At 35.9% G+C, this 18,931-nt stretch carries 20 protein-coding genes and 1 pseudogene; 18 read left to right on the forward strand and 3 right to left on the reverse strand.

The genetic code is table 11. The features are described 5' to 3' along the window. Positions 1 to 50: 50 nt before the first annotated feature. The 15 genes and pseudogenes from dnaX to GTO82_RS02185 all read left to right on the forward strand — a co-directional run bounded on the left by dnaX (position 51) and on the right by GTO82_RS02185 (position 10,844). Positions 51 to 1,859, forward strand: coding sequence for a DNA polymerase III subunit gamma/tau (dnaX, locus tag GTO82_RS02115; protein ID WP_180873575.1), 1,809 nt, complete (start codon positions 51 to 53; stop codon positions 1,857 to 1,859). Between the two features lie 12 nt (positions 1,860 to 1,871). Beyond that, on the forward strand, positions 1,872 to 2,201 hold the full coding sequence (locus GTO82_RS02120) for a YbaB/EbfC family nucleoid-associated protein (protein ID WP_061400186.1): 330 nt from the start codon (positions 1,872 to 1,874) through the stop codon (positions 2,199 to 2,201). Between the two features lies 1 nt (position 2,202). Further along, complete coding sequence (gene recR, locus GTO82_RS02125) at positions 2,203 to 2,802, forward strand: recombination mediator RecR (RefSeq protein ID WP_061400187.1); 600 nt, start codon at positions 2,203 to 2,205, stop codon at positions 2,800 to 2,802. Next, positions 2,799 to 3,035 (forward strand): YaaL family protein, encoded by a 237-nt coding sequence (locus tag GTO82_RS02130; RefSeq protein ID WP_004896742.1) that lies wholly within the window; start codon positions 2,799 to 2,801, stop codon positions 3,033 to 3,035. Before recR ends, GTO82_RS02130 begins: the two co-directional genes overlap by 4 nt. A 106-nt stretch (positions 3,036 to 3,141) precedes the next feature. Next, complete coding sequence (gene tmk, locus GTO82_RS02135) at positions 3,142 to 3,783, forward strand: dTMP kinase (protein ID WP_180873576.1); 642 nt, start codon at positions 3,142 to 3,144, stop codon at positions 3,781 to 3,783. 13 nt (positions 3,784 to 3,796) lie between these two features. After that, positions 3,797 to 4,122 (forward strand): annotated as a pseudogene (locus tag GTO82_RS02140) (cyclic-di-AMP receptor). Then, positions 4,122 to 4,979, forward strand: a complete 858-nt coding sequence (locus GTO82_RS02145; RefSeq protein WP_180873577.1) for a DNA polymerase III subunit — start codon at positions 4,122 to 4,124, stop codon at positions 4,977 to 4,979. Before GTO82_RS02140 ends, GTO82_RS02145 begins: the two are co-directional and overlap by 1 nt. Before the next feature lie 10 nt (positions 4,980 to 4,989). Continuing rightward, entirely contained in the window at positions 4,990 to 5,334 is a 345-nt protein-coding gene (gene yabA / locus GTO82_RS02150) for a DNA replication initiation control protein YabA (RefSeq protein WP_004895731.1), read from the forward strand. A 5-nt stretch (positions 5,335 to 5,339) separates the two neighbouring features. Next, positions 5,340 to 6,197 carry a 16S rRNA (cytidine(1402)-2'-O)-methyltransferase gene (gene rsmI / locus GTO82_RS02155; RefSeq protein WP_053107517.1) on the forward strand — a complete coding sequence of 286 codons (858 nt, stop codon included), beginning with the start codon at positions 5,340 to 5,342 and terminating at the stop codon, positions 6,195 to 6,197. A 14-nt stretch (positions 6,198 to 6,211) separates the two neighbouring features. Further along, positions 6,212 to 6,946, forward strand: a complete 735-nt coding sequence (locus tag GTO82_RS02160; protein WP_180873578.1) for an acyl-[acyl-carrier-protein] thioesterase — start codon at positions 6,212 to 6,214, stop codon at positions 6,944 to 6,946. A gap of 54 nt (positions 6,947 to 7,000) precedes the next feature. Then, positions 7,001 to 7,516 carry a folate family ECF transporter S component gene (locus tag GTO82_RS02165; RefSeq protein ID WP_222125473.1) on the forward strand — a complete coding sequence of 172 codons (516 nt, stop codon included), beginning with the start codon at positions 7,001 to 7,003 and terminating at the stop codon, positions 7,514 to 7,516. 28 nt (positions 7,517 to 7,544) lie between these two features. Further along, complete coding sequence (gene tsaB, locus GTO82_RS02170) at positions 7,545 to 8,270, forward strand: tRNA (adenosine(37)-N6)-threonylcarbamoyltransferase complex dimerization subunit type 1 TsaB (protein WP_180873580.1); 726 nt, start codon at positions 7,545 to 7,547, stop codon at positions 8,268 to 8,270. After that, positions 8,254 to 8,790 (forward strand): ribosomal protein S18-alanine N-acetyltransferase, encoded by a 537-nt coding sequence (rimI, locus tag GTO82_RS02175; RefSeq protein WP_004895726.1) that lies wholly within the window; start codon positions 8,254 to 8,256, stop codon positions 8,788 to 8,790. The genes tsaB and rimI overlap by 17 nt, the downstream gene beginning before the upstream one ends. Before the next feature lie 17 nt (positions 8,791 to 8,807). Then, positions 8,808 to 9,854 carry a tRNA (adenosine(37)-N6)-threonylcarbamoyltransferase complex transferase subunit TsaD gene (gene tsaD / locus GTO82_RS02180; RefSeq protein WP_180873581.1) on the forward strand — a complete coding sequence of 349 codons (1,047 nt, stop codon included), beginning with the start codon at positions 8,808 to 8,810 and terminating at the stop codon, positions 9,852 to 9,854. 366 nt (positions 9,855 to 10,220) lie between these two features. Next, positions 10,221 to 10,844, forward strand: a complete 624-nt coding sequence (locus GTO82_RS02185) for a hypothetical protein (protein ID WP_180873582.1) — start codon at positions 10,221 to 10,223, stop codon at positions 10,842 to 10,844. Between the two features lie 585 nt (positions 10,845 to 11,429). On the opposite strand, the gene GTO82_RS02190 is transcribed toward GTO82_RS02185, so the two are convergent. The 3 genes from GTO82_RS02190 to GTO82_RS02200 all read right to left on the reverse strand — a co-directional run bounded on the left by GTO82_RS02190 (position 11,430) and on the right by GTO82_RS02200 (position 15,317). Continuing rightward, the gene (locus GTO82_RS02190) at positions 11,430 to 12,650 is read right to left on the reverse strand and encodes an AAA family ATPase (RefSeq protein WP_180873583.1); all 1,221 of its coding nucleotides are present in this window, start codon (positions 12,648 to 12,650) and stop codon (positions 11,430 to 11,432) included. Between the two features lie 170 nt (positions 12,651 to 12,820). Then, entirely contained in the window at positions 12,821 to 14,179 is a 1,359-nt protein-coding gene (locus tag GTO82_RS02195; protein WP_180873584.1) for a ClC family H(+)/Cl(-) exchange transporter, read from the reverse strand. A 145-nt stretch (positions 14,180 to 14,324) separates the two neighbouring features. Then, positions 14,325 to 15,317, reverse strand: a complete 993-nt coding sequence (locus tag GTO82_RS02200) for a GMP reductase (RefSeq protein ID WP_180873585.1) — start codon at positions 15,315 to 15,317, stop codon at positions 14,325 to 14,327. Positions 15,318 to 15,506: 189 nt separating this feature from the next. Here GTO82_RS02200 and GTO82_RS02205 point away from each other — a divergent pair, with 189 nt between their 5' ends. The 3 genes from GTO82_RS02205 to GTO82_RS02215 all read left to right on the forward strand — a co-directional run bounded on the left by GTO82_RS02205 (position 15,507) and on the right by GTO82_RS02215 (position 18,916). Then, positions 15,507 to 16,796 (forward strand): adenylosuccinate synthase, encoded by a 1,290-nt coding sequence (locus GTO82_RS02205; protein WP_180873586.1) that lies wholly within the window; start codon positions 15,507 to 15,509, stop codon positions 16,794 to 16,796. A 3-nt stretch (positions 16,797 to 16,799) separates the two neighbouring features. Then, entirely contained in the window at positions 16,800 to 18,095 is a 1,296-nt protein-coding gene (purB, locus tag GTO82_RS02210; protein ID WP_180873587.1) for an adenylosuccinate lyase, read from the forward strand. A gap of 77 nt (positions 18,096 to 18,172) precedes the next feature. Next, positions 18,173 to 18,916, forward strand: a complete 744-nt coding sequence (locus GTO82_RS02215) for a hypothetical protein (RefSeq protein WP_180873588.1) — start codon at positions 18,173 to 18,175, stop codon at positions 18,914 to 18,916. Positions 18,917 to 18,931: the final 15 nt, after the last annotated feature.

An 18,931-nucleotide genomic window follows, 5' to 3' on the forward strand; every position in this document is an offset into this window, starting at 1 on the left:
AGCTCTTAGCTCGTTTGAGCTAGGAGTTTTTTTGATAAAGGAAGTGCAAAATGGCTTATCAAGCGCTATATCGTAAATGGCGTCCTCGAACTTTTGATGGAGTCGTAGGGCAAACAGCGATTACTGATACATTAAAAAATGCAATCAAGCGTGGCAAGATATCACATGCTTTTCTATTCGCAGGACCACGTGGTACTGGTAAAACATCATGTGCTAAAATTTTTGCCAAGGCCTTAAATTGTACTAATCTGCAAGACGGAGAGCCATGTAATGAATGTGAAAACTGTCTTGCAGCAGATCAAGGAACAATGAATGATATTATCGAAATCGATGCTGCATCTAACAATGGTGTTGATGAAATTCGAGATATCAGAGATAAAGTAAAATACGCCCCAACACAGGGTAAATATAAAGTCTACATCATCGATGAGGTTCATATGCTTTCAATGGGTGCCTTCAATGCCTTGCTTAAGACGTTAGAAGAGCCACCAGAGCACGTAGTCTTTATCTTAGCTACTACTGAACTTCAAAAAGTTCCAGCAACTATTATTTCCAGAACCCAGCGCTACAACTTCAAGCGGATTGATCAACATGATTTAATTGCTCGTATGACCTATATTCTTGGCCAAGAAAAAATTGACTTTGAAGAAAAGGCCCTTGAAGTAATTGCTCAAGTAGCTGATGGTGGAATGCGTGACAGTTTAAGTATCTTGGATCAGATTTTATCTTATGATCAAGATAAGGTTAAGTACGAAGATGCTTTAAGAATAACTGGTTATGCGGCTCAAGAAAAAATTGAACAAGTATTATTAAATTTACTTAATGGCGAAACTTCAGCAGCTCTTGAAATAGTTCATGTACTTTTGCAGGACGGAGCATCAACTAAGAATATTTTAGATGAGTTGATTAGTTTAACTGTTAAAGGGATGCTGGCAATTAAGAGTAATAAGGAAGAAACTTTTTTAACTGAGAATTATGCTTCCGAATTAGCTAAAATTCCAGAAGAAAAATTCTACTCACTTGTGCAAGCAGCTAATAATGCCTTAAATGACTTGCGCTACACTAACCAGCAACAAATCCCGCTTGATGTATTTGTAGTTCAAGTAACTCAAGCTCCAGTAAAAGCTGATAGTACACCTCAACAAGCTGAAGCAATTTCGTCAGATGTTGTTCAAACTCTAAAAAATCAAATTGACACTTTAAGTAAGCAAGTTGCGGAATTGAAAAATAGGCAGGCACCTGCTAGAAGTACTACTTCAGACTTTTCTGGCACAATTAAAACTGAAACTAAGTCGCAAATTAGGCGCCTTGCCGATAAAGAAAATAAACCAGAACAAAAGCCGAAAAGAAGAAAGGCTAGTTCTAATAACCAAGCGGCTCAAGAAAATAACCGCCGGCAGGTATATCATGTGCTTGAAAATGCCACTAAGGAAGACCTAAATACAGTAAAAGATATTTGGCCAGACTTACTGTCTACTCTAAAAGTATCTCAAAGAGCTGTAATGGAAGTTTTAGATCCTGTGGCTGCAAGTCACGAGCAAATTGTTTTAAAATGTAAGTATGAATTATGGTTTGAGCGAGCAAATCAAGACGGAGATCTAATTTCTCAACTTGAAACTGAAATTGCGAAGCTAACAAAGCATAATTATAGTATTGTTTTAGTTGCAGATTCTTCATGGTTGAAAGTACGGCATGATTTTGTGACAAGTCATAAAGAAGAGTTACTTGCTAAAAAATTTCAAAGACTAGAAAAATCTGAACAAGAAGCAAATGGTAATCAGATAGATCCTCAAGCAAAAAAAGAAGTCATTGATAAGGCTAAAGAATTGTTTGGAGATCTAGCACAGATTAAAGATTAAGGAGAGAAAACTATGGGTAAGAGACCTAATTTTGGTGGTATGGGCATGGGTAACATGCAAGGTTTAATTAAGCAAGCTAAGAAGATGCAACAACAAATGGAAGCTGAACAAGCAAATTTAGCTACTCAAGAATTTGTTGGTAAGTCTGCAGATGACATGGTAGTTGCTACTTTTAGCGGCGACCGTAAACTAAAAGACTTGAAGATTAATAAGGAAGCAATCGATCCAGATGATCCAGATATGCTTCAAGATCTTGTTATCGATGCTGTAAACAAGGGAATCAAGGCAGTAGATGATGCTACTCAAGCATCAATGGGCAAATACACTAAAGGTTTGATGTAAGATGCAATATCCATTACCAATTGCCCGTTTAATTGATAATTACATGAAGCTGCCTGGTATTGGTGAAAAAACAGCAACACGTTTAGCCTTTTACACAATGGACATGCCGGAAGATGACGTGGAAGACTTTTCTAAGTCATTAATGCAGGTAAAAGAAAATCTTCATTCTTGTTCTATTTGTGGGAATATTACTGAAAGTGATCCATGCGAGATTTGCCGCGATCAAAACCGTGACCGTTCAACGATAATGGTAGTTGAGCAGCCAAAAGATGTCATGGCTTTTGAGGAAATGGGCGAATATAATGGCTTGTACCATGTCTTACATGGAGTCTTGTCCCCAATGGATGGAGTAGGCCCAGAAGAAATTAACATTAAAAGTTTAATTACCAGACTTCAAAAACAAGATGAAGTTAAAGAAGTTATTCTTGCCCTAAACTCCAGCCCAGAAGGTGAAGCAACTGCTATGTATCTAGCTAAGCTGATTAAGCCAGCTGGCTTAAAGGTAACGCGTCTTGCTGCTGGTTTAGCCGTAGGTAGCGATATTGAATACGCCAACTCAATTACTTTGAAGCGCGCTGTTCAAGGGAGAACAGATCTATGATTGGAAAAAGGAACAAAGTTAAAAAAGCAGGCGACGAACGATTACTAAGAATTGTTGCTCAACTGCAAAGACAACTTGCTGAACAAAAAGTTTTCGATCAAACGACAATTGATTATTCATTTGATAATCGAGTTTTAAATAAAATTCTCCATGCAAAATTTATTTTTTTGTATGAAGAAGCAAGAAGAAGAAACACTAAATCTAGTAGCTCATCAAGCGTTATTACTAGATAATGTAGTCCACTGCGGTGGACTTTTTTTGTGGAAAAATAAATAATCTTGAAAAAACAAGTCTGTCTTTCTTTTTTCTTTTACAGTACAATGCCAAGTGGGGGTAGACATGAGAGGATATTTAATTACATTTGAAGGCCCAGATGGGGCAGGAAAAACTACAGTTATTAACGAAATAATTAAGCAATTACCGCAAAGTTTACAAGAACGGACTCTTGTCACGCGTGAGCCAGGTGGATCTAAGATTTCAGAAAATATCAGAACAATTATTTTAGACCCAGAAAATAAAGAAATGGATGATCGAACTGAAGCTTTGCTATATGCAGCACAAAGAAGTCAGCACGTAAGTGAAGTGATTCGTCCAGCCTTAGCAGCTGGTAAAGTAGTATTATCCGATCGATTCATTGATAGTTCACTAGCTTATCAAGGTGTAGGTAGAAATCTAGGCATTGAAGAAGTAAAGCAAATTAATAATTTTGGAACTGGCGGACTTGAGCCTGATTTAACCATCTTCTTAGACCTAGATCCAGCTGTGGGTTTAGCTAGAATTGAAAAAGAGCGGGCTGGTCAAGAAGATCGACTTGAACAAGAAAAAATTGACTTCCATAATAAGGTCTATGCTGGCTATCGTGAATTACTTGAACGCTATCCTGATCGAATTAAAAAGGTAGATGCTAATTTGCCGATCAAGGATGTTGCAGCTAATAGTGTTAAAATAATAAGAAAACAATTACCTGATATTTTTATGTAAGGATTTGGTAAGAATGAAACTTGTTTTAGCAATTGTACAGGATAAAGATGCAGATACCTTAGCAAAAGAATTTATTCAAAATGATGTTCGTGCAACTAAATTAGCTACCAGCGGTGGCTTTTAAGAGCAGGCAATACAACTTTTATCGTGGGTATTGAAGATGACCGCGTAAATGAAGTATTAGAAATCATTAAAAAGAGCTCCCACACTAGAGAACAATATGTCTCGAATATGAACATGGATGCTGCAGGCACTTCTATGCTTGGAAAACCAGTCCAAGTTACTGTTGGCGGAGCGACTGTCTTTGTATTACCAGTTGAGGAATTTAAGCACTTTTAATGATTGATTTAAAAAATATCGGCCAAAAGCAGGCTGATCTTTTAAGGGATGCATATTTAAATAAAAAAGTTGCCCATAGTTACTTGTTTGTCGATCCCATGCAAAAGAAGGGAATAAATACAGCTTACTGGCTGGCCTGTCTCTTTAATTGCTTGGGAGAAGATAAGCCAGACGGAACTTGTAACAATTGTCAGAGAATCTTAGATGGAAATCATCCAGATGTCTTCTTAGTAAAACTAGAAGGTAAGCAGAGTCTCTCAATTGATCAGATTCGTCCCTTAAAAGAAGAGCTTGCTAAAAGCCCTGTTGAAGGAAATCGCCGCTTTTTTATAATTGAAAATGCGGAAAAATTAACTTTAGCTGCAAGCAACGCCTTGCTTAATTTATTAGAAGAACCAGTAGCGCCAGTCGTTACCATTCTGATCACCAATAATGAAAATCAAATTTTACCAACGGTTAAATCTAGAACTCAGATTCTTAATTTCTCTGATGAAAAGATTGATAGTAAAAGAGCTCAATTACTTGAATATGGCTTAACAGATGAAGAAATTGATGATCTAGGCGACACAAGTAAGCTTGAAGAAGAGAGTAAATACCTGTTTCAGGAGCTGTTAGAACATAATGATTTGGCCTTGGTGCGTGTGAATCAGATTAGTAGTCTTGCTACTAAACCTGCGAGTCAAAAGTTTGTTTTTTATCAGCTTAAGACTTTGGCCATGAAGAGCTTAGAAGCGGGTAAAAAGTTAAGGGAGAGTGCATCTTTATTAGAGTTATTAATGACTTGCGATAAGATGCGAGCTAGTAATGTTAGTTTCCACAATACATTAGATTATTTAGTATTGAGTTTTGAACGGTAGGTGTTTTTGAGTGGATCCATTTTCACAATTGTCACAATTACAGCACAATCTTCAGGCAATGACAAAAACTGTTGCCGGTCTGGAAAATGACATGCTTGAAGTATTGAAAGAAAATACAGAATTAAAAGTTGAAAACCAACTATTAAGAGAAAAGATTAGTAAGCTAGATGCAAATAAAGAACCAGCTGAAAATAAGTCGCAAGCTGGTTTGAAGTCATTGAGAAATATTTACGATTCTGGTTACCATATCTGCAATATGTACTATGGTTCTCACCGTGAATCAGGTGAAGATTGCATGTTTTGCTTAGATATTTTAGATAATTTTGTAAATCACGGACAAAAGAGTAGGGGATAAAAATTATGCAAGTGCAGAGTAGTTTTAATGAAAAAGATAAGGGACGTCTGTATCTTGTCCCTACTCCAATTGGAAATTTAGAAGATATTACTTTAAGAGCTAAAAGAATTCTAACTGAAGCTGATTACATCGCAGCGGAAGATACCCGAACTAGTGGGATTTTGCTTGAAAAAATTGGCGTTCATAATAAGATGATTTCTTTTCATAAGTATAATTCTAAAGAACGTGCTCCTGAATTAATTAAGCTGCTTAAAGAAGGAAAGACAATTGCTGAGATTTCTGATGCTGGGATGCCGGTAATTTCAGATCCCGGTTATGTCTTGGTGCAGGAATGTATCAAAAATGATATTCCTGTTGTCTCTCTTCCTGGTCCTTCAGCTTTTGCGACTGCCTTAATTGCTTCTGGCTTTGACGCACAACCCTTTACTTATTATGGGTTCTTACCGCGTAAGAGCAGTGAGCAAAAGAAGTACTTTGAAATGATGAACACTTCGCGTGCTACTTCGATCTTTTATGAAGCACCACATCGTTTGAAGAAGACCTTGAAGACTTTAGCTGAAGTAATTAAGCCAGATCGAAAAATTGCCTTGGCTCGTGAATTAACCAAGATTCATGAAGAATATATCAGAGGATCAATTAGTGAAATTAATGAATACTTCACTGAGAACGATCCACGAGGTGAATTTGTAGTTTTAGTTTCTCCGAATGAAGAGGAAGAAAAGCAACTTTCTTGGGATGAGTTAATTAAGCAAGTAGCCGATCAGGTAGCAGCTGGCGAAAGTAAAAAAGATGCGATTAAGTCAGTTGCTAAGGCTAATAAGGTTTCAAAGAATGAACTTTATGACAAATACCATCAAAATTAAGCACGGAGATTAAGATGGAAAAGATTTTTAAAGAAGAGCACCAAGTTAGCTATGGTGATTGCGATGAAACAGGAAAAATTCAACTTCCTCATTTAATTGAGCATTTTATGCAGGTTTCAAATGTTCAATTAACAGCAGGTGGTGCTGGGATTCATGATTTACTAAAGCAAAATCTAGGCTGGGTTGTAGTTGAGTATCATCTTGATATTGATCGCTTGCCTGAAGCTGGTGAAAAAATTACCGTTACTACAAACGGTAGTGGATATAATCGCTTTTTTGAATATAGAGATTTTGGTATAATTGATTCTACTAACAAAAAGATAGTGAATGTCAAAAGCCAATGGGTAATTTTAGATTTAAAAAATCGCAAAATTACTGAAGCAGATGATCAAATGATGCAGAAATTTGGAAATCCATACTTGAAACATATGCCGCGCTTTAAGCGATTACGTCCCTTAAAAGCGTATAGCTCAAGTAAGAAATATACTGTTAGATATTATGATTTAGATACAAACCATCATTTAACTAATAGTATTTATTTCGATTGGATGATTGATACCTTGCCAAGAGAGTTCTTGAATTCTCATACTGTCAAAAGTATTGATATTTCATTTAAAAAAGAAGTTCAATATGGAAATCAAGCACTAGCAGAAGTAGAGCTTGATCAAGATACATTAACTTCGCATCATTTGATTTCTAATCGGGGTGAGGCGTCTGCCTTGGCTGAAATTAATTGGAAAGAAAATTAAAGGCATGACTTGTTGTTAGTACAGTCGTGCTTTTTTTGAAAGGTAGGAATGCCAATGAAGACAGGAATAAAGAAATTAGATTTGCAGGGCTTAGTTACTCTGGCATTGCTAGTAGCAATGAATGTTGTGCTACAAAAAATATCGTTTGGTCCAGCTACAGTAAAAGTAGGATTGGGATTTATTGGAAGTGCATTATTAGCTTATTATTTTGGCCCTTTCTGGGGCGGAATTGGTGCAGTACTAAGTGATTTGTTAAAATCAGCTGTTTTTGGCGTTGAAGGTGGATTTTTCCCAGGATTTATTCTTTCAGCAATAGTAGGGGTTGTGATTTATGCGATCTTCTTATATCAAAAACCAATTAAGTGGTGGCGTATTATTGTTTCGACTTTATTAGTTACCTTGGTGGTTAATGTCTTAATGAATACTTACTGGATTCATCTATTATATGGCTTAGATTTAAGAGCAGCATTTCTACAAAGAATTCTAAAAGAGTTGATCACTCCTTGGATTCAAATTGTCGTTCTTTACGTGATTTTAAATGCTCTTCAACGTGTTAAAATAAGAAGGTAATTTCGATAATAATAAGGATAGAATTTAAATGAAAATATTAAGTATTACTACTGCAACCAATCATTTGAGCGTAGCTTTGAATGATGGAGATAAAATTTTGGAAAAGAACGAAGAAGATCATCGAAATCATAGTGAACATTTAGATCCTTTAATTAATGAATTGTTGAGGGAAAATGATCTTACTTTAAAAGATATTGATCGTTTTGCAGTTGCAGAAGGTCCTGGTTCTTATACTGGTTTAAGAATTGGAATTACTACTGCGAAGATGTTTGCTTCTATTTTAAATAAGGACTTAGTTGGGGTATCAACTTTAGCTGCATTGGCTAATGGCGCAAGCGATGGCTTAATCGTGAGTGAATTAGATGCTCGTAACAAGAATTTCTTTGCTGGTGTTTATCGTAAGGCTGACGGCAAGTTAGAGAATCTAGTTCCTGATGGCCACTATCATCTAGATGACTTGATAGATAAGGTGAAAGAGCTCGGCTTATCTGAACACGTTATCTTTGTTGGTAGCTCAATTGAAAAATACCAAGATGAAATTAAGGACTTGCTAGGTTCAGATAACTTCACTCAAGATGCAGGTGATAACCAAATTCATGCTGGTGAAATTGGAAAATTAGCTCTTAATAAAGAAGCAGTAGATCCTGATAAGATGGTGCCAAAATATTTGAGGCGTACACAAGCTGAAATGGACTGGCATAAGAAGACTGGAAAGGCATTTGGCCCGGATAGCGACTATGTTGAAGAAGTTTAGTTTATTTTTTCATCCGGTAGAAATCGATCTCAGCTTTACGCCCTTTGCATTAAGGTTAGATAATGAAACTTATCAGATTATGAAGGCTAGCGATGAGAATATTGCGGACTTATTAGGTCTAGAGCAAGAAGTGTACTTTGGACGGACGCCTTGGAGTCGATTCTCTTTTAAGAGTGAATTAAAAAAGCATGCTAATTCCTTGTACTTGGTAGTTTATCAAGGTTCGACTTTGGTGGGCTTTGTGGGGATGAGAATGCAGGCTCAAGAAGGTCATATTACCAATATTGCCGTGAAACCTACCTATCAAAGAAGAGGAATTGGTGAATTCTTACTGAGAACCATGATTGGGATTGCTCAGAAAAATCGCGCAGTTCAGATGACTTTAGAGGTACGCAGCGATAACTATAATGCTCAGAGTTTATATCGTAAGTTAGGCTTTAAGGATAACTTTATTCGGAAGAACTACTATACTACTGAACAAGCAGATGCGATTAGCATGATTAAGGAATTGACAGATTAAGAATAGGAAGAGATAAAGTGACTAAAAAAGATGTTCGAATTTTAGCATTTGAAAGCTCATGTGATGAAACTTCAACTGCTGTGATTAAAAATGGTCGTGAAATCGAAAGCTTAATTGTAGCTACTCAAATTAAAAGTCACCAACGCTTTGGTGGGGTTGTGCCAGAGGTAGCAAGTCGTCACCATATTGAAGTAATTACGCAGATTACTAAGGAAGCCTTAGATGAAGCAAATGCGACTTGGAATGATATTGATGCAATTGCGGTCACCTATGGACCAGGTCTAGTTGGGGCACTTTTAATTGGTGTTAGTGCAGCAAAGGCTGCATCAATGGCAACTGGAATTCCGTTAATTGGTGTTGACCATATTATGGGACATATTATGGCAGCGCAATTAAAGGATGAGATTGAATATCCAGCACTTGCTTTGCAGGTGTCAGGTGGACATACTGAGATTGTCTTGATGAAGGATCCGATCCATTTTGAAATTGTGGGCGATACCAGGGATGATGCAGCTGGTGAAGCCTATGATAAGATTGGCCGCGTTTTAGGTGTTAATTACCCAGCAGGTAAGACAATTGATGAATGGGCACATAGGGGGAAAGATACCTTCCACTTCCCGAGAGCAATGATGGAAGATGATGACTATGACTTCTCCTTCTCAGGACTTAAGAGTGCCTTCATTAATACTTGCCACCATGCAGATCAAATTCATGAAGAACTTGATAAGTATGATTTAGCTGCCAGTTTTCAGGCTTCAGTTGTTGATGTGTTGAGCCACAAAACAATTAGAGCGATCAAAGAATATAAGCCGAAGACATTTATCTTAGGCGGCGGTGTCGCCGCGAACCACGGCTTACGCGATAGATTAGCAGAAGAGATTGAAAAGTTGCCTGCTGATATTAAGCCAAAGGTGATTTTACCCGACTTGAAGCTTTGCGGAGATAATGCGGCAATGATTGGTGCTGCTGCATATAACTTGTACAAGGCTGGTAAGTTTAGCGATGAGAATTTAAATGCAGATCCATCACTTGAGGTGCCATATGCAGAAAGCATGTTGAAGTAAGCCCTAGACACTACACAAGAGTGAATGGATAATACAATAAGTTATTTTATGAAAAAACAAATGATGTTGAAGAATAACATTTTTTCTTCGATATCATTTGTTTGTTTTGTTCCTAAAACCACTTGATAATGTAAGAAGAAAAGGCGCGAAGGATAGCTACAGAGTAAGATATTTAAATATAAACTTAAGGCTTGTATTTATTAGAGAAAGCTAAAATTTTCGAGAAAGATTCTTTTATTGTTTCAGAGAAATAGATTAGTATATTCTTTGCATTTAATAACGGACTGAAGTCCTTATTCTGCCTATAAATAAGGAGTATTGTTATAATAAGAAATGAAAGATCAATAATCTTGAGGAGGAATTATTATGGAAGATGAAGTTCAATCTCCAAAAGAAGAAACTCCTAACACTTATTGGCGTTGGTTAGTAGAATCGTGGCGCTATCCTTTAGGCTACAATCCGGCAGAGAAGTGGTACGGAGTTATTACCTTACTAGGTGAAGATATTGTATTGTTTATTGGGTTAGCTATTGCAAGTAATTATATTGCTAACATGTTTGATATTACTCTCATTCATCATGCATCCGGCTTTACTTTCTGGGCAATTGTAATCCTATTTGTCGTTCAGATTATTACTATTCTTTGTTCAATGGTTGGTCACTTATTCGTGTTTGGTAACACGGGTGGCTTTTGGCAATATGTTAATAAAGTTGCACAAGTAACTAACTGGAACTTTTGGATTGTAATTTGTGCTTTCTGCTTCTTAATCCTAAGTTTAAGCTCGGGATTACTTGGTTTTGGAGAAGCATTAGTTTGGATCTTTTATGCACTGTTTTCTTTAGGTTCATTCTTACTAGTTGTTTGTCCTGATCCTGGAACTGAAAAGATGATTCATGATCCATTCTGGGGCGCAGTAATTTATCTAGTGATGATTGTTGTCATCTATTCTATTATTTGGGGCTTAGCCTTTAGTATTATGATCAATTTGTAGAAATATTAAACAAAAAGATGTCGCTTAATCAACACGTAGTGCGAAGATTAACGACATCCTTTTTTGTTGTGGGGATTATTTTAATAAATCAGCTAGAGTATCTTCATTTGGATGATAGCTTTTATATCGTTTTAAAACTCGAATTAAATCTTCAAAATGCTCATTCCAAAATTGAAAATTATCTTCGTATGATTTTACTTTTTTGAGATCATTATAATGTTTCTTTACAAAAATACTGGGCTTTTTATAGTTACCGTTTGTGTATTTTTTATAATCATTGTGCAATAAGATAAATAATATTTCTATTTCAGGACGTGTAGTTAAATTAGTTACCTCTGATATTTTTGGAAGATATGCTTTAGGTACGACAAAATTTTCGGATCTTGAATCTAATATGCGGTATATATGAATCTTTTGTCCAAAACTCTTATTTGGTATTGCTTAGCGAACCTTTTACCGTTTCGGCATCGAATAACTTCTTCTTGTAACACATTCTCTTGAGTACACCTTAATGCATCATGACCTAAGAGAACGTCAATTATTGCTTGTTCTGTATTTCCTTCTGCGATGAAAGCCACTAATTCATTATTCACGAGTATGGTCCACCGCTTTCTTAGTCGCCTTTTTTAATTGCATATAAGCAGAATATTCTGGGGCAGTTCCACCCAAATAATCTGATTCAAAGACATCACTCTTATTTAAATCACTTCTAACGTTAGAAGCCGAGTATCTTTGTAATTGAATCTGATTATTTCTTTTAGCAATATAAACTTCATCTCCTCGTTCTAAATCATCTAATAATTCGGAATAGTGAGTACTGAAAATCAATATTGCGCGGTTAACATTAACTTTAGGATCAGAAAAATCGTCAATAAAGGACCTAACGATAGCATGATTAAAGTGATTCTCTAATTCATCGACAAAAATTATTCCACCAGTTTGCAGAGCTGCAATTACATTGCCATATAAAGTGATCCCTTTAGCCGTACCGGATGATAAATAATGCTCAATAACATCAAATGCTGTCGCATTAATTTCTTCATCACGGTTCTTGAATTTTAGACGGTATAAAATTTTTAATTGCCCCGATTCATCTCTATCTTGTTCAATTTTCAAGTATTCAATGGTTGAATCTAAATAATTTAATATTTCAGTTGGGACGTCTTTATCTCCATATAAAAGAGCGTTCACGTTTGCAAGCATTAAGTTACCACTAATAGATTGAACGGAATACTTTTTCTTTGCTTGTATTAATCTAAAAATTGAATCATCCGGAGAGAGGATAGAGGTAGCATCTTCACTTAATTTATTCCGATCAAAGAGTGGTTCAATATTTTCAAAATTTAAGATATTTTTCTTGGTAGATCGCTTATTAAATTTCTTTTCGTAAATCACTTCATTGCCAATAATCCATTTTTTATCTGGACTAGTTTTATCTAGATTAAAAGTAATTACATCTTTATATAGAGCTTTATCTATACCGTAGAAATAGGTCGTCACCTTTATTGGTTCTGTTCCAATAAAAATATCTTGAAGAGAAGTTTGATCAATTGACATTCTATATAAAAGCAATTTAAGCATCCCTATGATGGTACTCATAATCGTTGTCTTACCGGTAGCATTTTTACCGACAATAGTAATGATATTATTGATCCAAAGATTTCCAGCAAGATGTGTCAATTGGCTTTTAGTGCTTTCTAACACACGTGCATCACTCATGAGTGAAAATTCTAATTCATCAGAGAATAAAGGATGATTTTCTATTTTAATTTTTAGAAAATAAAGTTTATTAGTCTTTTCATTCATTCTACATTTGCTCCTTAATTTAAGAAATAAAGTATTGGGGTTTTTCATCTATAATTATAGTTGATTTTTGAGCTTTTATACAGATAAAGTGTTTAAAAATACAACTTATCTGTATAGAAAATCCATATCCATTAGCTTGACAGTTAACGGATATGGATCTAGAACTATATTTATTCAGTTTCAGACTTAGTCAACTTACGAAAGTCCATTTGAATCCTTAATGCTTCGTAGATTGGCTTTCCACCTAAGAGATCTAAAACGAAATAAGCAATAAAAGTTGCTACTAGCATTGGAAAGATCTGTTCAACTGAACCAACCATTTCAGTTAAAAGCGTTAAAGCAGTGAAGGGCGCTTTTTCAATAGCGCCAAAGTAAGCACACATTGAGGTAACAATAATAATGCCATAGCAGCTTTTAGGAGCAATATTAAAGTGAATCATAATCATAGCAAAGATAACCCCAAGTAAGGCACCTAAGACAAGAATTGGCATAAAAATACCACCAGGAACGGAAGCTCCGTAAGAAATCATTGAAAAGATAAAACGAACTAAGAACCAAATAAGTGGCAATAAAATTAAACTAAATGTTCCAGTTTGAATGCTCTTCACAAATGTTGGTTCAAAAAGACTCGAAATAAAGTCGTGAGAACCACCAAGTAATTTTGCATTCCAAAGGCCAATAGGAATTACTAAGATCAGAGGAACAATACTGTGATAAATTTTCGGTATTTTTGTAAGTTTTGAATAAATAGGCTTAAGACTTAAGAGGCAATATTGATAAACGTAAGCTAGCAAGCCTAAAATGATGCCTATCAAAAGTAAGAACCAATAAGAAGTTAGCGGTAGCGGTCTCTCTAGTGGGAGATAAAGACAAGGTGTTGTACCAAAAAAGCATAGGGTGATTAAGTCAGAAGACATAGCAGCTGCTAAGGCAGTTAAACATTCTTTTGGTGTGAAATTAAAGGTTATTTCTTCTACTAGGAAGAAGACTCCAGCTAAGGGTGCTGAGAAGGCAGCACTTAATCCGGCTGCAATACCACAACCTTGCAAGCGTTTAAGGTTAGTAGGATCTGCTTGAAATAGTTTGTTACCGAATGCTTGTCCCACCATTGCACCCATTTGAATACAGGGACCTTCGCGTCCTAAAAATAGCCCTGGACAAATTGCTAAAAGACCACCAACAAATTTGCGCCATAAGATACTCCACCAATTCATTTTGTTTTCGTCAAGCATAACGGCTTCAATTTGTGGAACACCAGAACCAGTAATATTGTTTAATACCGGTTTAATAACTTGACTAAGAAGGAAGACGACCAATATAGTAGCGATCACATAAGGAATTAAATAGATGGGTTTTTGTCGCATTAAGGGATAGATGAAAAATAAAAATTTCATTGTATGATCAATAATCCATCTAAAGATACCAACGATGAGCCCGGTTATTAATCCAATCATAATTCCTTGCAGAAAGATAAAGAAAAAGTTTGATGTAAAGGGTTTAGCTAGAACTTGCTTAGCAGTTTTAATCATTGTATGCCAACCTTTCTAAAATTGTTAATAAGCTTAGTTTACATCAAATTGATAAGATTAAAATAAAAATAAAAATAAAAATAACGATAGCGTTTAGCTACCGTCAGTTCTGAATATAAATATATGTATAACCTAGATAAGCCTCTTATTTATCTCCATCAAAGATCGAAGATTTAACAATAACATAATCTACGACTCTGATTGCACTTAGATCTTTGCCGCCAGCATAAGAAACAGAGGATTGAAGGTCTTCTTGCATCTCACGCAAGGTATCTTTAATTGAACCGCGATAAGGTACAAGCATTTGTTTACCTTCTACGTTTCTATAAGCACCTTTTTGAACTTCGGAAGCTGAGCCCCAGTATTGCTTATAACGTTTACCATCAATTGTGATTAAGTTACCAGGAGATTCTTCATGACCAGCAAAGAGAGATCCAATCATGACCATTGAGGCACCGAATCGAACAGACTTAGCAATATCACCATTATGACGAATGCCGCCGTCAGCAATTAGCGGTTTTCTAGCAGCTTTTGAACACATGCGTAGCGCTGCTAGTTGCCAGCCACCAGTACCAAAACCAGTCTTTAGTTTAGTAATGCAGGCTCTACCAGGTCCGACACCAACTTTTGTTGCATCAGCACCTGCATTTTCTAATTCACGAACTGCTTCAGGAGTTGCAATATTGCCGGCTGTTAGGAAAGTATCGGGTAGCTTATCTTTAATGTATTTGATCATTTTAATGACGTAGTCAGAATGACCATGAGCTACGTCGATTGTAATATATTCAGGGATGATCTTTTCTTTAGCCAAGTAGTCGATAAAATCGTATTCACTATCTTTAATACCAACAGAAATTGAAGCAAATAAACCTTTATCATGCATCATTTTAATAAAGTCAGCGCGCTTTTCTGGATAAAAACGGTGCATTACATAATAGTAGCCGTTTTCTGCTAACCAAATAGCTAAGTCATCATCAATTACGCTCTCCATATTAGCTGGAACTACTGGAATCTTAAATGTTCGGCTTCCAAATTTTATGCTTGTGTCAGCCTCGCTGCGGCTCTTGATAATGCATTTATTCGGTACAAGTTGAATATCATCATAATCGAAGGCTTCCATACTAAAGTAATTGCTCATCTAATTTACCTCGTGCTTTTTAAAAACTACATGAGTTAATATACGGGGGTTGTTGGGTAAAGTCAAGAGAAAAATGAATGTTTATTTTATTGATTATTAAAAATGTTCGGAAATCAATTGACTATTAAGATATAGATTGTTAAACTAGTCTTCGGTTTTAAGAAAATGATTTTTATGAGGTGAAATCAAATGACAGCAATAGCAGTTGTAGGTAGTCAATGGGGCGACGAAGGAAAGGGTAAAATTACCGATTTCTTAAGTAAAGATGCAGCAATGGCTGTACGTTCAAATGGTGGTAACAATGCCGGCCACACAATTGAAATTGGAGATAAGACTTTCAAGATGCGCCTAATTCCATCTGGAATTTTTGCTGCTAAGAAGGGTGCTGTAATTGGTAATGGTGTAGTTATCAATCCAGAAGTAATGTTCGGAGAATTAGACAACCTTGAAAAAGAAGGTATCGACATTAGTGGCTTAAAGATTTCTAATCGAGCACACGTAATTATGCCTTACCACATTTTGCAAGATACTTATCAAGAAGAAGCTAAAGGTGACAAGAAGATCGGAACTACCAAGAACGGTATTGGTCCTTGTTACATGGATAAGGCTTCAAGAATTGGTATTCGCGTTTGTGATTTACTTGAAAGAGATACTTTTGAAGAAAAATTACGTACTAATTTAGCTGAAAAGAATGCTTTATTTACTAAGGTTTATAACAAACCTGCACTTAAGTTTGAAGATATTTTTGAAAAGTATCTTGAATATGGTCAAAAGATGAAGAAATACGTTACTGATACTTCAGTAGTGGTAAATGAAGCTTTAGATAACGACGAAAAAGTTCTTTTTGAAGGTGCACAAGGAGTAATGCTTGATATTGATGAAGGTACTTACCCATACGTAACTTCTTCAAACACTATTTCAGGTGGAATTGCTTCTGGTATTGGTATGGGTGCTAACCGCTTAGATACTGTTGTTGGTGTCTGCAAGGCTTACACTACTCGTGTTGGTGAAGGACCATTCCCAACTGAATTATTAGATGAAGTTGGTGATCGCATTCGTGAAACTGCTCATGAATACGGTACTGTTACTGGTCGTCCACGTCGTGTTGGTTGGTTTGATTCAGTTGCTCTTCGTCACGCTAAGCGTGTTGCTGGTATCAACGCTTTAAGTTTGAACTTATTAGATGTCTTTTCTGGTTTTGACAAGATTAAGATTGCCACTGCTTACGAACTTGATGGCGAAAAGATTGACTACTACCCAGCAAGTTTGAAGGAATTATACAGATGTAAGCCAGTTTACGAAGAATTACCAGCTTGGGATGAAGATATTACTAATGTAAAGACTTGGGAAGATTTACCAGAAAACGCTAAGAAGTTCTTGAACCGCGTTTCTGAATTAGTAGGTGTTCCTTTAGTTACTGTTTCAGTTGGTCCTGACCGTGAACAAACCATTGTTTTGAAGAATCCTTGGGAAATGTAATTTATGTTAGAACGTTATACTCGTCCCGAAATGGGCAAAATTTGGTCATTAGAAAATAAATACGCCGCTTGGTTAAAAGTTGAAATTGCAGCAACTAACGCTTGGGCAGAGCTTGGTGAAGTACCAGCCGAAGATGCTAAGAAGATTGCTGATAATGCTTCTTTTACAGTAGAACGCGTTAGTGAATTAGAAGCAATTACTCACCACGATGTAGTTGCTTTTACTAGAACAGTTTCCGAAAGTTTAGGGGAAGAAAAGAAGTGGGTTCACTTCGGCTTAACTTCAACCGACGTTGTGGATACTGCACAAGGCTATATCTTAAAGCAAGCTGACGAAATTATTCTTAAAGATTTAGAAGCTTTAAAAGAAACAATTGCAGATAGTGCTCGTAAGTACAAGTACACTGTTGAAATGGGAAGAACTCATGGTGTTCAAGCAGAACCAACTACTTTTGGTTTAAAGTTGGCTCGGTGGTATGCAGAAATTAATCGTGACATTGAACGCTTTAAGGCTGCTGCTAAAGATGTTGAATCTGGTAAGATTTCTGGAGCTGTTGGTACTTTTGCTAATGTCCCACCAGCAGTTGAAACTAGCGTTTTAAAGCAACTAGGTTTAACTCAGCAACCAGTTACTAGTCAGGTTTTGCCAAGAGACTTACATGCGTACTACATTGCTACGATTGCTTTAATTGCTACAAGTATTGAAAATTGGGCAACAGAAATTCGCGGTTTGCAACGTAGTGAAATTCATGAAGTTGAAGAACACTTTAGAGCTGGTCAAAAAGGCTCTTCTGCAATGCCTCACAAGCATAATCCAATTGGTTCAGAAAACCTATGCGGTATGGCTCGAGTAATGCGTGGCTTTATGGTGCCAGCTTATGAAGATGTAGCTTTATGGCATGAGAGAGATATTTCTCATTCAAGTGCTGAACGTGTGATTTTACCTGATGCAACAATTGGAATTGATTACATGTTGAACCGTTTTAACAGAATTTTGACTAACCTCGATGTTTTCCCAGAAACAATGCTTAAGAATATGGACCGTACTTATGGTTTGATTTATTCACAACGCGTGCTTTTGAAGTTAATTGATGAAGCAGGATTGTCTCGTGAAAAAGCTTACGATATGGTGCAAAAATTAGCTAATAAGTCATGGCAAGAACAAACTTCATTTAGAAAGCTAATTGAAGATAGTGAAGTTATGAATTACTTGTCTGAAGATGATTTAGATGATGCATTTGATTATCACTATCACTTGAAGCATGTTGATGAAATTTTTGAAAAATGCGGCTTAGATTAAGATAGAAATTAAAACGTTTTGTTGGATATAATTATGTCTGACAAGGCGTTTTTTATTTTGGGAAGGAAAATATATTAATGAATCAAGAACTACTAAATAAACTTGAGCATTTAACTGAAATATATAAATCAGGGTACTGGGGAAGCGATATGCCAGAAGATACGCGTCCTAAAAATTTAGATCACCATTCTGAAGAAAATGCTATTTTTTATACATTGCCAACTGCTTTAGATTATCAACGAAATTCTAATACCTTGTGGAAAAGTGCTACGGCTACTTTTGAAGATAATGAAACTAGCTTTGTATTTAATCCACAAGAAGTGATGAATAAAGATTTTACTGAAGTACGGGCAGCCTTAACTAGATATAGTTTGGCTTTGCAGAAAAATAAGCAGACACAAATTTGGATTAAACTTTGTCAGACTTTAGATAATAATTTCAATGGAAAAGTAACTGATTTTTTTGCTTATTTTGACAATGATATTCAAAAAGTTCGTCATTATATGCAGGTAGAGAAGAAAAAGGATTTTCCATACCTGTCTGGTAAAAAATTATGTAATTACTGGCTATATGTGATGTATCAGTATACGAATCTACCTTTGATTAATACTGATCAAATTTATATTGCTACAGATCGGCATATTATTAGAGCTACGCATAAACTTGGGCTGATTACAGATGAAGAAGTAGAAAGTACAAAAGTACAGGATTATGTAATAAAAGCTTGGATTGAAGCACTAAAGGGTACCAATTATGTACCTATTGATTTTCAATCTGCGCTTTGGTTATGGTCAAGGAATGGATTTAAGGAAGAATTATAATTAAAGGAAAAATAT

It is taken from the genome of Lactobacillus johnsonii, assembly GCF_013487865.1.
GTDB classification, from domain to species: domain Bacteria; phylum Bacillota; class Bacilli; order Lactobacillales; family Lactobacillaceae; genus Lactobacillus; species Lactobacillus johnsonii_A.

Excerpts from the sequence above, each read along its gene's own strand:
- dnaX (WP_180873575.1), top strand. The coding sequence starts at position 51 with ATGGCTTATCAAGCGCTATATCGTAAATGGCGTCCTCGAACTTTTGAT.
- GTO82_RS02120 (WP_061400186.1), top strand. The coding sequence starts at position 1,872 with ATGGGTAAGAGACCTAATTTTGGTGGTATGGGCATGGGTAACATGCAA.
- recR (WP_061400187.1), top strand. The coding sequence starts at position 2,203 with ATGCAATATCCATTACCAATTGCCCGTTTAATTGATAATTACATGAAG.
- GTO82_RS02130 (WP_004896742.1), top strand. The coding sequence starts at position 2,799 with ATGATTGGAAAAAGGAACAAAGTTAAAAAAGCAGGCGACGAACGATTA.
- tmk (WP_180873576.1), top strand. The coding sequence starts at position 3,142 with ATGAGAGGATATTTAATTACATTTGAAGGCCCAGATGGGGCAGGAAAA.
- GTO82_RS02145 (WP_180873577.1), top strand. The coding sequence starts at position 4,122 with ATGATTGATTTAAAAAATATCGGCCAAAAGCAGGCTGATCTTTTAAGG.
- rsmI (WP_053107517.1), top strand. The coding sequence starts at position 5,340 with ATGCAAGTGCAGAGTAGTTTTAATGAAAAAGATAAGGGACGTCTGTAT.
- GTO82_RS02160 (WP_180873578.1), top strand. The coding sequence starts at position 6,212 with ATGGAAAAGATTTTTAAAGAAGAGCACCAAGTTAGCTATGGTGATTGC.
- GTO82_RS02165 (WP_222125473.1), top strand. The coding sequence starts at position 7,001 with ATGAAGACAGGAATAAAGAAATTAGATTTGCAGGGCTTAGTTACTCTG.
- tsaB (WP_180873580.1), top strand. The coding sequence starts at position 7,545 with ATGAAAATATTAAGTATTACTACTGCAACCAATCATTTGAGCGTAGCT.
- rimI (WP_004895726.1), top strand. The coding sequence starts at position 8,254 with ATGTTGAAGAAGTTTAGTTTATTTTTTCATCCGGTAGAAATCGATCTC.
- GTO82_RS02185 (WP_180873582.1), top strand. The coding sequence starts at position 10,221 with ATGGAAGATGAAGTTCAATCTCCAAAAGAAGAAACTCCTAACACTTAT.
- GTO82_RS02190 (WP_180873583.1), bottom strand. The coding sequence starts at position 12,650 with ATGAATGAAAAGACTAATAAACTTTATTTTCTAAAAATTAAAATAGAA.
- GTO82_RS02195 (WP_180873584.1), bottom strand. The coding sequence starts at position 14,179 with ATGATTAAAACTGCTAAGCAAGTTCTAGCTAAACCCTTTACATCAAAC.
- GTO82_RS02200 (WP_180873585.1), bottom strand. The coding sequence starts at position 15,317 with ATGAGCAATTACTTTAGTATGGAAGCCTTCGATTATGATGATATTCAA.
- GTO82_RS02205 (WP_180873586.1), top strand. The coding sequence starts at position 15,507 with ATGACAGCAATAGCAGTTGTAGGTAGTCAATGGGGCGACGAAGGAAAG.
- purB (WP_180873587.1), top strand. The coding sequence starts at position 16,800 with ATGTTAGAACGTTATACTCGTCCCGAAATGGGCAAAATTTGGTCATTA.
- GTO82_RS02215 (WP_180873588.1), top strand. The coding sequence starts at position 18,173 with ATGAATCAAGAACTACTAAATAAACTTGAGCATTTAACTGAAATATAT.